The organism is Vibrio jasicida CAIM 1864 = LMG 25398, assembly GCF_000400365.1.
Taxonomy (GTDB): Bacteria; Pseudomonadota; Gammaproteobacteria; order Enterobacterales; family Vibrionaceae; genus Vibrio; species Vibrio jasicida.
In genome coordinates this window covers 1-15,613 of sequence record NZ_BAOG01000137.1, presented here as the reverse complement: position 1 = coordinate 15,613, position 15,613 = coordinate 1, and the positions used below count along the sequence as shown (strand labels likewise).

Genomic DNA, 15,613 nt, shown 5'->3' with positions numbered 1-15,613 from the left:
TTTATTGTTTGTTGGCTGTTGGGTTTTAGCTGTCGTTATCTATATTGCTCACAACCTTAAACCTACCGCACCTTAGTGCGCATTATGTATATTATGTTAAATGCAGTATAGACGTACGCCAAATCTTCTCTACATTGGTCTCCTATCCCTCTCAGATTTCAAATTCAGACATCGGTTGTTAGGTTCATTAAACATAATGGTGATTTACCATAAAATACTTAATATAGATCTTAATAATCTTGCGATTGTTAAGATCTATATTAAGGAGCTATGCAGTTTCTACTAGTGACTGAATCACTTCATAAATATCTTGCCTGCGAACTGGCTTTGAAATGAAGCCATCCATTCCGGCCTTCAAACACATTCTCTTATCACTCTCCAACGCATGGGCTGTCAGAGCAATGATGGGAATTGAAATCCTTTTTTTTCTGATAAGTCTTGTCGCTGTTATGCCATCCATTACCGGCATTGAAACATCCATGAGTACCATGTCGAGTTCTTGGCTATTTTGCTCCAAGAATTTGATGGCCTCAGATCCGTTGTTTGCTATACAAACATTATGTCCCAACTTATTTAGAATCAGTTTGATCACCAACTGGTTTGATTCGGTATCTTCGACAATAAGTATATTCAGGGCCTTCGATGGTCTGTTCGCTTCAATCTTTACTGGGCGCTCTTGGTTATTACGTGTGAGAACTGGAATCCTTATAGAGAAATGAGACCCGACATTTTCTTTACTGCTCACGGAAATCGAACCACGCATCATTTCCACTAAATGTTTGGTAATTGCAAGCCCCAAACCTGTACCACCAAAACGACGCGTGATTGATCCATCACCTTGATGAAATGCAGTAAATAAGTGATTCAATTTTGCCTTTGGAATACCTATACCGGAATCCATAACTGAAACTTTAAGTTCGTTATTTTGTTCTTCGACCGTAACATTAACTTCACCAAAGTCAGTGAACTTTATGGCATTCCCGATCAGGTTGAACAACACCTGAGAAAGCCTGGTGGAATCTATCCAATATTGTTTACTTTTTTCTAATCCGAAGCTTAAATTAAAGTTCAAATTTTTACTGGTCGCTACTTGTTTTTGTTGGGAAATAACAAATGTTACAGCGTCACTCAAATCAACCCACTGTTCATTTAATTGAAAGCTGCCTGACTCTATCTTAGATAAATCAAGGATGTCACTGATGATCGCTAATAGGAGTTCTGCCGAGCATTCCATTTGATCAAGGACTTCGGACTGGTCATCGGTAAGCATGGATTGGCGCAGTATATCTAACATTCCCAATACCGAGTTTAACGGCGTTCGAATCTCATGACTCATCATGGCAAGAAATTCAGATTTCGATTGGTTTGCCTTTTCCGCTTCTTCTCTTGCTCTGGCGAGTTGAGATGTACGCACGTCAACGATACGTTGTAACTTCTCTTTGGTTTCAATATCTATAACAGCGCGTTCAATTAAGGGGCTAAAGCGTCTTAATGTCTCTTTGTTCTCGATGCTAAAATGCCCTTTTTGAGCACCGATCAATAAGATGATATTTTGGGTTACCTCGGTTCTAATCCCAGTTAAGACAACTGAATTAACATGGCTTTGTATGAAGCTGTTAAGGTTTTCAAACTCACGTAACCTTAGCGGCTCAAACAGTAAAATACACTCACCGTTTAAAGCTCGCTCGGAAACGCTACCCTGTAACCAATCTAAGTTATCGAACACACTATTTGTTGAGATTAAGGTTTTAAATGCGTCTCTAGTATGGTCTCGAGTGATCACGATGAAGTCATCAAAATTGATGTACTTTTTAAGTACGTTGTTAAGGCCGGAAAATATTTCGTGTCGATTTCGAGCCTCACTCATTGCAGAGATAGCAGATAGAATGGCTTTATTTTCATCTGCCAAAAGTTTTTCTCGTTGCCTTGCTTCTTTAAGTTCGACTAACGCTTCTTGCAACGCTTCTTGTTGATATATCTCTAAATATTTATTTTTCATAAGGTTTATGGAAAATCGCTGATGATATCATCAAGTTTCCATGTCCATTTTCACCACCAATGAATCTTCCTTGCTCACCAAATGTGAATGGGCAAATAAAAGGCAGGTGTTCTAATTCTTGGTTAATTTGTTCGCAAACACTGTTTATATCTTGCTTTAAGTGCAACATAGGACCAGCACAAAAGATATTGATCACACCTATTTTTCGAGACTCTTCTAATTTTTGATTAAAAGCGGCATTCACAACCCTTGCAGCTCTTGCAATTAGATGCTCCCTACTCCCTTTCATTAGCGTTAATTGCTCGCCTTCTTCGATAGTTGTGAACAACTCGATGCCACCGTGTGAGGTCTCGCGAATGGGATGGGACAGCTTGTAATAAGGCCTTTCATATAAGTACCCGGCAACACGACCTAACGGGTAAGCACTGGCATTAGTAAACAGAAATTGTTCGTTATCTGGTTGATTATTTTGGTGGTTTGTCCATCTTCGATAAACATCTAGTGCTGGCTCACCGTCAATTTCTAATAAACATCGGTTATGGGTTTTCGTTGCAGTTCCCGTAACATCCGTTGGGGAATGCCCTGCACTAAACGCAATATCGACAGGTTGAGATGAATAAAATAGTGTTAAGCTAATGCCAGCTTTTTCACTTCCTTGCGTGGTTATAATAGACCAGTTCCCTTCTATGTTATTGTCGGCAGAAGAGCCGCCAATAATGGGAACCAAAGTACCAAACCGCTGATCGATCGCTTCAATTACAGCCTCTTCATTCCCTGGCGTGGCATGTAAAAGAATAAGGTTGGGTACCTCGCCGAGCCGGTTAGCATGAGATAAGGCCATGTTCAGCGCTTCATCCACATAAGTATCGACAGAATCACCACATTTCGAAATTCCAGTACCATAGGAATGTGGTCCCGAATCATAGATAGCCAGAACGGCGATGGCTGGTCCACGATGGTAACCTTGGTTGGTCATAATTGCCTGACACGAGCTCGCACCGTGGAGAGACTGTTTAGGAAACAGCTCTCGAAACGCTGATTGAATAGCACGGAAGTCATACTCCTCTGTGTAATAGCAGATGAGGTGAGAGAGGTTCTCTTCAAAGAGTTCCGTGCGAAATTTCTTAATCGCTAAATATTCGTCTGTAATATGAGTAAATAATGATTGGCACTGCATACGAGTTTAATTATTGTGTGATCTTTAACCGTTATACCATTACGACAATATAGCGCTAGACAATAAAGTAATAATTGTATAAAGAAGCGTCATTATCTCGCGTCAGATCTGATTTATAAATGAACTTGGACAATGTTTTCGCTTATTTTGAAATTAATTACTCGAGTCTCAGAAATATCACTCCAATTGCTCTGGCGATATTTATCCGACAGATCTATAAACTCACCAGATTGATTTAGATCAATTTTTATACTGCCATTTTCTGTGCTTTCGATCGAAAAGCCATCAGAACCCTTGTTTATCGTGATTTTTTCTGTTCCGATTGTTACATCACATCGTTGTTTTTGTGAACAATCCACAACGCTACTCGTCTCATAAGTAAAGGTTCTCCAGAAAAATGCACCAATTAAAAGACTGAGCATGATTAAGATTTGTGCAAGTCTTGCCTTTGTTAACTTTTGTGCAGCCATAATTCCTAATATCCTTGTTACAAACTTCAAACTTTTTAAATAAAAAATGATTTCCAGAGGCCTAGTAAGGTTACTACTCTGTCATTGAATTGTTAATTCAAGTATAGTGACTCGCTGAAAATGCCACTTTTTATTAAAGTCAGCAATGGAAATAAAGTGATGATAACACTTAAATTCTAGAGTTTACTTGGGTGGTGTTACGACGCAAGTCGTGTTGGAAGTAAAGTGTAGTTAATTAGAAATTGGAAGCATGCAAATGAGCCAAGTAAAGCAGCTTGAACAAAACTACAACTATACAGTCGTTCGCCAATTTACCCTTGTGACCATTTTATGGGGCATAGTTGGTATGGCTGTTGGTGTTTTGATTGCCGCTCAATTAGTTTGGCCACAGCTAAACTTTGATACGCCGTGGTTGACGTACAGTCGTTTACGTCCACTGCATACTAATGCGGTAATTTTTGCGTTTGGTACCAGTGCTCTGTTCGCAACATCTTATTATGTTGTTCAGCGCACCTGTCAAACACGTCTTTTTGGTGGCCCACTCGTTGCCTTCACCTTTTGGGGATGGCAAGCAATTATCCTAGCCGCAGCAATCACCCTACCTTTAGGTTTTACCTCAGGTAAGGAGTACGCTGAGTTAGAATGGCCTATTGATATTGCAATCGCGATTGTATGGGTATCTTACGCGGTCGTGTTCTTTGGAACATTGGTCAAACGTAATACGTCTCACATCTATGTGGCTAACTGGTTCTTCGGTGCCTTTATCCTCACAGTAGCAGTACTTCACATCGTGAACAGTATGGCAATCCCAGTATCGCTTGGTAAATCTTACTCGATTTACTCCGGTGCCGTGGATGCGATGGTTCAATGGTGGTACGGACACAATGCGGTAGGTTTCCTACTAACCGCTGGTTTCCTTGGTATGATGTACTACTTCGTCCCTAAACAAGCTGAACGTCCTGTTTACTCTTACCGTTTATCTATTGTTCACTTCTGGGCACTGATCTCTCTGTACATTTGGGCTGGTCCTCACCACCTGCATTACACAGCACTACCTGACTGGACTCAGTCTCTAGGTATGGTGATGTCTTTGGTTCTATTTGCTCCATCTTGGGGTGGTATGATCAACGGTATCATGACGCTGTCTGGCGCATGGCATAAGCTTCGCTATGACCCTATCCTACGTTTCCTAATCGTTTCGTTGTCTTTCTACGGTATGTCTACCTTTGAAGGTCCAATGATGTCTATCAAGACTGTAAACGCACTATCGCACTACACCGACTGGACCATTGGTCACGTTCACTCCGGTGCTCTAGGTTGGGTTGCTATGGTTTCCATTGGTTCTGTATATCACCTTGTTCCTCGTCTATTTGGTCAAGAGCGCATGTACTCTGTTAGTCTAATCAATGTTCACTTCTGGTTGGCAACTATCGGTACAGTTCTTTACATCGTAGCAATGTGGATTTCTGGTGTGATGCAAGGCCTAATGTGGCGTGCAGTTAACTCTGACGGCACACTGACTTACAGCTTTGTAGAATCTGTAGAAGCATCTTACCCGTTCTACTTCGTACGTTTCTTAGGTGGTTTCATCTTCCTATTCGGTATGTTCTTAATGGCATACAACACGTACAAAACAGTAACGGCGCCTAAAGAAAGCCTAAAAGCTATCCCTCAACCGGCATAAGGAGATTAAAGAATGAGTAATAATTCGAATAATCGCCACGAAATCCTAGAACGTAATGTCGGTTTGTTGGCAATTTTCATCGTCTTTGCAATTAGTTGGGGTGCGCTCGTAGAAATCACTCCTCTAATTTTCCAGAAGCAAACGACGGAGCCTGTAGAAAACCTACGCGCTTACACTCCTCTGGAAATGGAAGGTCGTGATATCTACATCCGTGAAGGTTGTAACGTTTGTCACAGTCAGATGATTCGTCCTTTCCGCTCTGAAACAGAGCGCTACGGTCACTACTCTGTAGCCGGTGAAAGTGTTTGGGAACACCCATTCTTATGGGGTTCTAAGCGTACTGGTCCAGATTTGGCTCGTGTAGGCGGACGTTATTCTGATGAGTGGCATCGTGTTCACCTTATTGATCCTCGTGAGCTAGTACCTGAATCAAACATGCCTGGTTTCCCTTGGCTAGAAGAGAACGTACTAGACGGCAAACTGACGCAGAAGAAACTAGAAGTATTCCGCAACCAGTTCGGTGTTCCGTACACGGATGAACAAATCGCGAATGCGGCTAAAGATGTAGAAGGTAAAACAGAGATGGATGCAATCATCGCTTACCTTCAGTCTCTTGGTCATGCAATGAAGTAAGGGGGTTACATGGATTTCGGTACAATTCATAGTATTTATACCGTAGTACTCTTCGCGAGTTTCATTGGCATCGTATGGTGGGCATTTGGTAAGAAACGTAAAGCACGTTTCGAAGAAGATGCTAACTTGGTGTTTGCAGACGAAGAACAAAAAACGACCCCAAATAACCAAGGAGTGAAGAAGTAATGACTACATTCTGGAGTCTCTGGATTATCGTGATTACTGTCGGTACGCTGGTAGGCTGTGCGATCCTCTTGACTTGGTGCGCTAAAGATAAAATGGGCGTCGAGGAAGGGGAAGACATGGGCCACGAGTACGATGGTATTCGCGAGCTTAACAACCCTCTGCCAAAATGGTGGACATACTTATTTGTGAGCACGTTTGTGTTTGCAGCTGTATATCTAACTCTATTTCCAGGTCTAGGTAGCTTTAAAGGCGTCCTCAACTGGCAGAGTTCAGATCAAACCGTACGTACGTTGGAAGAATCTAAAGAAGCCATCGCACGAGCACAAGAAAACAAGCAGCTTAACCAATATGCTAAAGAGCTTGATGATGCAGATGCTTACTTCGGAGAAGCGTTCCGTGCACTTGCTCATAATGCAGAAGGTCTACGCCCTATCCCTGAGATTGCGCAAGATCCTGAAGCGATTAAAGTTGGTCAACGTTTGTTCCTACAGAACTGTTCGCAATGTCACGGTTCTGATGCTCGCGGCCAGAAAGGCTTCCCTAACCTAACTGACGACGCGTGGTTATACGGTGGCGAGCCAGCAGCTATTGTTACTACTATCATGCAAGGCCGTATCGGGCAGATGCCTGCGTGGAAAGATGCACTTGGCGAACAAGGTGTTCAAGAAGTAGTAAGCTACACGCTAAGCCTATCTGGTCGTAAAGTGAATGCACGTGAAGCGGAAGCTGGTAAAGCTCGCTTTGTAGTGTGTGCAGCTTGTCACGGCACAGATGGTAAAGGTAACCCTGCTGTAGGTGCACCTGACCTAACTGACCAAGACTGGTTATTCGGCGATTCACGCGCTGCAGTAACAGAAACAGTTATGAACGGTCGCTCTGGTGTGATGCCAGCTTGGAAGGACATTCTAGGCGAAGACAAAGTTCAACTTGTCGCGGCATACGTCTGGAGTTTAAGCAACTCTGACAATAAGTAACATTTCAATAACAGCCCCTTTCATAGGGGCTGTCTTTCCTTTAAATTTAAAGCCTTACATTTTTTCATTTAGCTGTTGAGAACTTTTTTATGGTAAAGCCTTGGTATAAACAATTTTGGCCGTGGTTCCTGATCATCCTACCTCTAACTGTGGTGATTTGGACAATCGTTACTGTGGTCGTATTCGCCAACAACTCGGTATCTTTGGTCGCTGAGGATTACTATAAAAAAGGCAAAGGTATCAACATCGACATCAGTAAAATGAATGTCGCTCGAGACCTTGGCCTTAACGCTACCGTTTCATCAGATGATAACACGGTAGTTATCTCTTTTAACAAAGGGGAACTGCCGCACTTCCCTGCGCTAACCGCGACGTTTACACACCGCACGTTGCCAGACCGTGATTTTACTAAGCTTCTCACTGCCGATGCGAAAGGCAACTATCGTTTGACGCAAGAAGACTCTATTCAAGGTCCTTGGTTTGTTGAACTTGAACCACACAACAAAGAATGGATGATTCAAGGTCGAGTTGAATTCCCTGCACAACCAACAATATTAATGAAGTAAGTCTATGTGTAAATCCTGTTATCACTGCGGTGAAGATGTACCAGCCAACACGGATTTCAAAGTAGAAATATTGGGTGAAATTCGCGACATGTGTTGCCCGGGTTGTGAAACTGTGGCACAGACCATTGTCGAGAGTGGGCTCGTCTCCTACTACCAATACCGCACTGCACCAGCTGAAAAAGCAGATTTAGTTCCGGAACAGCTCCAAGCGCTGATTCATTATGATAATGAAGAAGTGCAATCGGAGTTTGTTCGTAATAATGAGAACACCTCTGAAGTCACGCTTTCCTTGGATGGCGTTTCTTGCGCAGCTTGCGCTTGGCTAATCGAAAAGCAAGTCTCGGGCGTAAAAGGCTTAGTGTCTATCCGTGTAAATACCACCACGAACCGAGCTTTACTTGCGTGGGATAAAACACAAGTTCGTCTTAGCGAATTGCTCTCTGTGATTCACAAACTCGGTTATAAGGCTGCACCTTTTGAAGCGGATAAACAAGAAGCCGCATATCACCACACAATGAAGCAATACCTGTATCGCTTAGGCATTGCAGGCCTTGCAACCATGCAAGTAATGATGTTAGCAGTGGCGTTGTATCTGGAAGTTTTTGGCGATTTAGAGCCGGAGTTTAAAAACTACTTCCGATGGGTAAGCTTAATCTTCGCAACTCCTGTACTGCTCTATTCTGCGCTTCCCTTTTACCTCAATGCATGGCGAAGTATTAGAGGACGAACGCTTGGTATGGACGTTCCTGTGTCCATCGCATTAATCTTTGCTTATGTGGCAAGTCTAGTCGCAACGGTGACAGAGCAAGGTGAAGTATTCTTTGAATCCATCTCGATGTTTACTTTTTTCTTGTTGGTTGGTCGATTCTTAGAAATGCGTGCTCGTCGCAAAGCCGCGGCTGCTAGCGGTAACCTTCTTAAACTCATCCCTGCGATTGCCACCACGTTAGACGGTGAACAAATCCCAGTTAAAACACTAAAGGTCGGCGATCGCATTCGCGTTCTTCCTGGCGAACATATTCCTGCCGATGGCAAAGTGATTTCTGGTCGTATCCATATCGACGAGTCTATGCTGACCGGAGAGTCTGTTCATGTAGTTAAGAAGGCGGGAGATGCCGTTTATGCGGGTACATTGAATGGCGAGGAGTCTTTCGATCTCGAAGTGACGAATTCAAAAGCAGATTCGATGATTTCTAATATCGTTCGTCTTCAAGATGAAGCTCAGCATTCTAAGCCTAAAATCGCTGAAATAGCCGACGTAGTAGCACGTTATTTTGTCGGCGCGATTCTAATCATTTCAGCTGGCACGTGGCTTTACTGGCACCAAACCAAACCTGATGATGCGTTCTGGATTATGCTGTCTGTTTTGGTAGCGACTTGTCCATGCGCCCTATCCTTAGCAACGCCAACCGCACTAACTTGTGCAACCTCTCGAATGGGTGATTTTGGTATTTTGCTACGTAAAGGCCATGTTTTCGAAACGTTGTGTAAGATTAATCATCTTGTCGTAGATAAGACAGGTACGCTGACCAAAGGCGACATCGAAATTAATCAAACTCAAACCTTCGCTAGCTTTAACGAAGGTGAAGCACTTGCGATCGCATCGGCACTTGAAGCGCACGCAAACCATCCTATTGCTCGGGCATTCTCAGGGTTTGGTCAAGAAGACGTTACTGTAAGTAATGTTCAAAACATCATTGGTTCTGGCATTCAAGGTAATTGGAACAATAAGACAGTAAAGATCGGCAGTGCTACTTTTGTGGTTGGTGAGAACCGAGATGAAAGCAACGCCGTCTATCTCTCCGTCGACGAAAAACACGTTGCGACCTTCTATTACCGTGACCCGATTCGTAAAGAGAGCAAAGCATTCATCCAGCGTTTTGCGGATGCAGGTATCAAGACAACGCTATTGACAGGTGATTCTTTGCAAAACGCTCAACCAGTTGCTAACGAAATGGGTATTGACCATGTGATCGCCTCAGCAAAACCAGAAGACAAACTCGCGTATCTTCAAGGACTAGATAAAAACGACATCACTATGATGGTCGGTGATGGCATTAACGATGCACCTACTCTTGCAGGTGCACACCTATCCGTTGCGATGGGTGGTGGTACGGATGTTGCCAAAGCTTCTGCAGATATGACCCTTCTAGGCGATAATTTAGAGAAGCTATTAGAAGCAAGATTACTTGCGATACGTACAAGAAAGATAATCCGAGAAAACTTGGCTTGGTCTTTAGGTTACAACCTGCTAATTTTGCCATTGGCAGTTGCAGGTCTTGTCGCACCTTATGTTGCCGTTGTTGGAATGTCTGCGAGTTCTATCATTGTAGTATCCAACTCATTGCGACTGCTTAAAGAGAAGTGAAGTAAGAGAGCTAACATGGAAAGTCTTTACATTTTAATCCCTATCGCCATTGTTTTGGTCTGTGTGGCGGTTGCTATTTTCCTATGGGCCGTTCGCAGTGATCAGTTTGAAGATCTAGAGCGACAAGGCCACAACATTCTTCTCGATGAAGATGAAAAACCAAATAACAAAAAACCGTAACGTTACTCTATGAGTCCAGATTTTATCGGTGCTTTTATGATTGGCTTGGTCGGAGCCGGTCATTGTATGGGGATGTGTGGTGGTATCGCGTCACTACTCTCTATGGGCACAAAAAACACTAAGCCTTCACCCGTTATCCCTCTCTTCTACAATATTGGACGCCTCGCTAGCTACGGTTGTGTTGGAGCAATGGTTGGTGGGGCTATTTCTGGCTTGTCTGAACTGAGTGGATTAACCCAATCATTAGCGTGGCTCCGCTTTATTGCGGCTATATTCATGATTTTGGTTGCTTTATATATTGCTAAATGGTGGCAAGGCCTGCTGATTATTGAAAAACTTGGGCAGTCCCTTTGGAAATTGATTTCACCTGCCGGTAGGAGCCTACTCCCACTCAAACACCCTTTACATGCCCTGCCGTTTGGGTTTATCTGGGGATGGTTACCGTGCGGCTTAGTGTACTCGGCTCTCACTTGGTCAGCAGTGTCAGGAAGCGCATTAAGTGGCGGGATGATCATGCTGGCATTTGGTCTCGGTACTCTTCCATCGATGCTCGCGATCGGATACGGAGCGAGCCACTTTCAGAAGTTGCAAAAGTCGTTAATATTTAGAAACATCTCAGCGTTAATCTTAATAACTTATGGCGTGTATACTGCCGCCGGAGCTATGCGAATGCTCGGTTTCATATAGTATGAAAGTCGTTTTCAATAATTTTTTTGCTACCCTTTAGAAGTAAGCGGTGATAAAATATTGATGTATATCAAATAGTGAAAGGTTGTTATGATTTCTGAAAAACCTGCAACAAAGCGTATCCAATCAGGTGGTTGCGCGATTCATTGCCAAGATTGTAGCATTAGCCAACTGTGTATTCCGTTCACTCTAAACGAGTCTGAGCTGGATCAGTTGGATCAAATCATCGAGCGTAAAAAGCCAATCCAAAAAGGCCAAGAGCTTTTTAAAGCAGGTGATGAGCTAAAATCTCTGTACGCTATCCGCTCTGGCACGATAAAGAGTTACACCATTACAGAGCAAGGCGATGAGCAAATCACTGCGTTTCACTTAGCTGGTGACCTTGTAGGTTTTGACGCAATAACAGGTGACCAACACCCAAGTTTTGCTCAAGCGCTGGAAACTTCTATGGTTTGTGAGATTCCATACGAAATCCTTGATGACCTATCAGGAAAAATGCCTAAGCTTCGCCAACAAATCATGCGTTTGATGAGTAACGAGATTAAAGGCGACCAAGAAATGATTCTGCTTCTTTCTAAAAAGAATGCAGAAGAACGTCTTGCTGCATTCCTGTACAACCTATCAACACGTTTTTCCCAGCGCGGCTTTAGTCCTCGTGAATTTCGTTTAACCATGACTCGTGGTGACATTGGTAACTATCTTGGTCTAACGGTAGAAACCATTAGCCGTTTACTTGGTCGCTTCCAGAAATCTGAAATTCTGAGCGTAAAAGGTAAGTACATCACCATCTTAGATCACGATGCATTGATGGAACTTGCAGGCGTTAGCAAAGACTAATTTGCCCTATCAATTGATGTAGCTCGAAAATGAGCTACATCATATTTCTTCTAAAATCCCTTCGAAAGTCCTCAAATTCTTCTTCAAACTGAGCTACAGTAAAAATGTACCTTGTGTACTCCAATATACTGATTTACTTTATATTCAGTATTTGGTTTTACAATAATAAGTGGGCTTAGATATGAGTATATACAGTAAGATCCTTGTTGTTGCTGACATCAATAATGATGAGCAGCCAGCACTTGCAAGAGCGGTTCAACTCGCTCGAAAAAGTGTATCCAGAAGCCGAATCACTTTCTTTCTGTCAATCTACGATTTTTCGTATGACATGACCTCAATGCTGTCGGTCGATGAAAGAGATGCTATGCGTCGCGGTGTTATCCACCAACGTGAACAATGGATGCGTAAGATAGCCCAACCGTATTTAGACGATAGCTTCGACTTTGATGTTTGTGTTGTTTGGCATAATCGCCCCTATGAAGCGATCATCGCTGAAGTCTTTGCTGGCGGTCACGACATCGTTATTAAAGGAACGCGTAAGCACGACGTTCTAGAATCCGTCATTTTCACTCCTACAGATTGGCATTTGTTGCGTAAGTGCCCTATCCCTGTACTTTTAATTAAGAACGCTGATTGGCCTGAGCATGCGAAGATACTCGCTTCTGTTCACGTAGGCTCGGAAAATCCAACACATATTGACTTGAATGATTCGATGGTAGAGCGTCTTAAAGAAATCAGTAACCGACTTGATGCCGACCCGTACCTTGTTAATGCGTACCCTGTTACGCCAGCCAACATCACAATTGAGTTGCCGGAATTTGATCCTACAACCTATACAGACGCTGTACGTGGGCATCATTTAACCGCAATGAAAGCACTTCGCCAGAAACATGGTCTTGATGAAGAGCAAACGATCGTCGAGCAAGGCTTACCAGAAGACATTATCCCAGCAACAGCAGAAAAACTAAGTGCAGCGATGGTGATTCTTGGTACAACTGGTCGTACTGGGCTTTCTGCGGTGTTTATTGGTAACACTGCTGAGCATGTGATTGATAAAATCAATTGCGACGTACTGGCATTAAAACCAAACGGTTACATCAGCCCGCTCGATCCGAATACAGCGACATAACAGCGCTTGTTTTTGAAATGATATAGAAATGAAAATCCCCCACTTGTTGGGGGATTTTTTATTCTGTTCACGGCCTTAAGGCACGCAAATTAAAAAGGAGGCTCATTTCGCCTCCTCTTTTCGAATTAGATGTTGGTTACATCGATAAACATTGATTCGTCGATGTTTGTCGAAGATACCACTGCTTCACTGAATTCGTATTCTTCGCGGTTACCTTCACGATCTAATGGTAGGTTTACAAAGTCGAAGAGTTCACGGTCAGCAAGCTGGCTTGGACTTACGTTCTGGATTGACTTGAAGATAGCTTCTACGCGACCAGGTGTTTTCTTATCCCAATCGATCAACATCGCTTTAATCGATTGACGTTGAAGGTTCTCTTGAGAACCACATAAGTTACAAGGAATGATTGGGAACTCTTTATGTTCTGCGTATTTGATTAGGTCTTTTTCACGACAGTAAGTCAGTGGACGGATAACTACGTTACGACCATCATCTGAACGAAGTTTTGGTGGCATCGCTTTTAGACGCGAGCCATGGAACATGTTCAAGAACATCGTTTCTACAATGTCATCCATGTGGTGACCAAGCGCCAATTTAGTCGCGCCAATCTTCTCTGCGAACGAATAAAGTGTACCACGACGAAGACGTGAACATAGGCCACAAGTTGTTTTGCCTTCTGGCACTTTCTCTTTAACCACTGAGTAAGTGTCCTTGTCTACGATGTAGTAAGGAATGTTCAGCGTTTCAAAGTAGTCTGGAAGAATATGCTCAGGGAAACCTGGCTGTTTCTGGTCAAGGTTAACTGCGACAACTTCAAACTTGATAGGCGCTGCCTTTTGTAGGTTCAACAGGATATCAAGCATCGCGAATGAATCTTTACCACCACTAATACATGCCATCACAACATCGCCTTCTTCGATCATGTTGTAATCAGTAATGGCATTTCCAACATGTCTTCTAAGACGTTTCTGAAGCTTGTTGAATTCTAGGGTTTCTTTTCTTGTATCTACTTGGTTCATTGCGGGCTCTCACATCGCCGATAAATCGACTAGGGCTTCCTAACTTGGATTTCTATGGGGCGAGGATTATACGAGCTTTTTGCGCAGGATTAAATGTTTGTGTGACGGACTCATCAATAAATGCACTCAAAAACAGCGTCATGAACGTTAGAAACAAAAAAAGAGCCGCAATTGCAGCTCTTCTTCGGTTTCTTATGCTTATTTTTTTGCATTCGGTAGATAAGGTAATACACGAGTCGTTGGTTGAGGTAATGTCATATGACCACCCTCGCCAATTTCACTGATTGCGACTTGCACCTTCCCATTAACAATCGCTTTTTGAGCCCCATTAGAGAACGTAATAGTATCATTAAGTTCGTTAGCGAACTCCATGGTTACACCTTGTACTTGTGGCGTAAACCAACCCGCAAACATACCTCCAAGATCTTCAAGTAAGGCTTGCATTTGAGGCATCAAAGGCTTCAATTCTTCGTACGTAACGCTACCCTGTAACGGTTCTTTCGTCATGACTACAAGAGAGTAATCACAGCGCGTATCTTTGGGCGTTTGTACAAAGACAAGTGGATTCGCTGACTTTAGGTTTTTATCTATAGGAAGCGGTAGCTCTTTCGAAGTTGGTATCACAAACTCCTCAAAATGCTCTTCCTTTTCCATCCATGCTTTTTCGATTTCACACAATTGTTTTGTATCAGAATCAACAAAGAAAACACCGACTCTAACGTCATCATGGCCGTCTTTAATATTGTTCTTTAATTGCGTGTAAAGTTTAGAATACGTAAACATGTATTCTTGAGCGTGAGTGATAGGCGATGCCAAGATCAGTACCGCACTACCCAGTAAACTTAGGCTTAACTTCTTCATCCGATCCGTTATTTCTTTTATTGTGTCCAGTAAGCGTTATTGTGACGAATCATCGCCCGCAAGTCATTCACATAAGCGATACCGCGTTCAGAATAAGCAAGCAGACCGTGAGTAAGTTCTGATGCCGTCGCCACAGATAACAAATCCTTGTGTTTCCCTGCTAAATTCGCACGAATATCACGTAAATCAGCATACGCACGATTACGATTCACATTCATAAAATAGCCATGTACAGACTCTTGTACAGTGTCAAACTTCTCTACTTCGTGCGTTTTACCTGCACCGCGTTTCGCAGGGACGATTCCGCAGCCCTTCTTATAACACCATTGACCAAACAAGTTGTTTGCTTCGGTTGCAAAACGAGAGGTACCCCACGCAGATTCATTCGCAGCCTGTGTTAGCACCAAAGCCTCAGGCAAAACATTAACCCGCTTAAGCATTTCATCCAACCAAGCTTCCGTTACCGTCTCGTCTTGCAATGGATAAGAGTAAAGTGCAGCCAAGCGTTTAGCATATGAAGTTTGTTCTGAGCTCAACTCGCCAAGTTTCAAAGCCGTTAAGAAGGCACGCTCTTTTTCTATGCGCTGATTTTCTAAAGTAATTTTCGGACGAAGGAAGTCAAAGAACGCTGTCTTCTTATCTTTCGTGTCCTTAATCGAGTTGAAATCAGGAATGTCACCAATATAAGGGAGGTTAGACAAGTCTGGGTGTGTTACCGGGCCGTGTACCACCTGCGACTCAATCGCATTGCGATATTCGCGGTCGTAGTGCAAATATGGTCCTACAGAAACAAAAGTGGCGGCTATTGTGATAGCCGCCACTCGTAAACTCATTGATTTTAAA

16 protein-coding genes are annotated in these 15,613 nt (G+C 43.1%); 10 read left to right on the top strand and 6 right to left on the bottom strand.

Annotation, left to right across the window (positions count from 1 at the left end; all coding sequences use genetic code 11):
• Positions 1-268: 268 nt before the first annotated feature.
• From VJL_RS24530 to VJL_RS24520, 3 genes are all read right to left on the bottom strand, one after another.
• Complete coding sequence (locus VJL_RS24530; protein ID WP_038872946.1) at positions 269-1,999, bottom strand: ATP-binding protein; 1,731 nt, start codon at positions 1,997-1,999, stop codon at positions 269-271.
• Positions 1,989-3,176 carry an FIST signal transduction protein gene (locus VJL_RS24525; protein WP_038881929.1) on the bottom strand — a complete coding sequence of 396 codons (1,188 nt, stop codon included), beginning with the start codon at positions 3,174-3,176 and terminating at the stop codon, positions 1,989-1,991. The genes VJL_RS24530 and VJL_RS24525 overlap by 11 nt, the downstream gene beginning before the upstream one ends.
• Before the next feature lie 113 nt (positions 3,177-3,289).
• Positions 3,290-3,646, bottom strand: coding sequence for a hypothetical protein (locus VJL_RS24520; protein WP_038881928.1), 357 nt, complete (start codon positions 3,644-3,646; stop codon positions 3,290-3,292).
• Positions 3,647-3,902: 256 nt separating this feature from the next.
• On the opposite strand from VJL_RS24520, the gene ccoN reads away from it, so the two are divergent.
• The 10 genes from ccoN (at position 3,903) to uspE (ending at position 12,890) form a co-directional block, all read left to right on the top strand.
• Entirely contained in the window at positions 3,903-5,330 is a 1,428-nt protein-coding gene (gene ccoN, locus VJL_RS24515; protein WP_033006505.1) for a cytochrome-c oxidase, cbb3-type subunit I, read from the top strand.
• 12 nt (positions 5,331-5,342) lie between these two features.
• On the top strand, positions 5,343-5,963 hold the full coding sequence (gene ccoO, locus VJL_RS24510) for a cytochrome-c oxidase, cbb3-type subunit II (protein WP_038872939.1): 621 nt from the start codon (positions 5,343-5,345) through the stop codon (positions 5,961-5,963).
• A 9-nt stretch (positions 5,964-5,972) separates the two neighbouring features.
• On the top strand, positions 5,973-6,149 hold the full coding sequence (locus tag VJL_RS24505) for a cbb3-type cytochrome oxidase subunit 3 (RefSeq protein ID WP_009706108.1): 177 nt from the start codon (positions 5,973-5,975) through the stop codon (positions 6,147-6,149).
• Positions 6,149-7,123: a cytochrome-c oxidase, cbb3-type subunit III gene (ccoP, locus tag VJL_RS24500; protein ID WP_038881927.1), complete on the top strand. Its 975-nt coding sequence runs from the start codon at positions 6,149-6,151 to the stop codon at positions 7,121-7,123. The genes VJL_RS24505 and ccoP overlap by 1 nt, the downstream gene beginning before the upstream one ends.
• An 89-nt stretch (positions 7,124-7,212) precedes the next feature.
• Entirely contained in the window at positions 7,213-7,689 is a 477-nt protein-coding gene (locus VJL_RS24495; RefSeq protein ID WP_038881926.1) for a FixH family protein, read from the top strand.
• Between the two features lie 4 nt (positions 7,690-7,693).
• Positions 7,694-10,057, top strand: a complete 2,364-nt coding sequence (locus tag VJL_RS24490) for a heavy metal translocating P-type ATPase (RefSeq protein WP_038881925.1) — start codon at positions 7,694-7,696, stop codon at positions 10,055-10,057.
• Positions 10,058-10,072: 15 nt separating this feature from the next.
• Positions 10,073-10,237, top strand: a complete 165-nt coding sequence (ccoS, locus tag VJL_RS24485; protein WP_010447939.1) for a cbb3-type cytochrome oxidase assembly protein CcoS — start codon at positions 10,073-10,075, stop codon at positions 10,235-10,237.
• A 9-nt stretch (positions 10,238-10,246) separates the two neighbouring features.
• Complete coding sequence (locus VJL_RS24480; protein ID WP_038881923.1) at positions 10,247-10,924, top strand: sulfite exporter TauE/SafE family protein; 678 nt, start codon at positions 10,247-10,249, stop codon at positions 10,922-10,924.
• Positions 10,925-11,014: 90 nt separating this feature from the next.
• The gene (gene fnr, locus VJL_RS24475; protein ID WP_038872924.1) at positions 11,015-11,761 is read left to right on the top strand and encodes a fumarate/nitrate reduction transcriptional regulator Fnr; all 747 of its coding nucleotides are present in this window, start codon (positions 11,015-11,017) and stop codon (positions 11,759-11,761) included.
• Between the two features lie 181 nt (positions 11,762-11,942).
• A complete protein-coding gene (gene uspE / locus VJL_RS24470) occupies positions 11,943-12,890 on the top strand; it encodes a universal stress protein UspE (protein WP_038872922.1) in 948 nt (315 codons plus the stop codon).
• A 125-nt stretch (positions 12,891-13,015) separates the two neighbouring features.
• Here the strand turns inward: uspE and ttcA are convergent, their stop codons facing one another.
• The 3 genes from ttcA to VJL_RS24455 form a co-directional block, all read right to left on the bottom strand.
• Positions 13,016-13,909, bottom strand: a complete 894-nt coding sequence (gene ttcA / locus VJL_RS24465) for a tRNA 2-thiocytidine(32) synthetase TtcA (protein WP_038872920.1) — start codon at positions 13,907-13,909, stop codon at positions 13,016-13,018.
• 198 nt (positions 13,910-14,107) lie between these two features.
• Positions 14,108-14,770 carry a DUF2987 domain-containing protein gene (locus tag VJL_RS24460; RefSeq protein ID WP_038881922.1) on the bottom strand — a complete coding sequence of 221 codons (663 nt, stop codon included), beginning with the start codon at positions 14,768-14,770 and terminating at the stop codon, positions 14,108-14,110.
• A gap of 17 nt (positions 14,771-14,787) precedes the next feature.
• On the bottom strand, positions 14,788-15,613 hold an 826-nt coding region (locus tag VJL_RS24455), incomplete at its 5' end, for a glucosaminidase domain-containing protein (protein WP_227741171.1).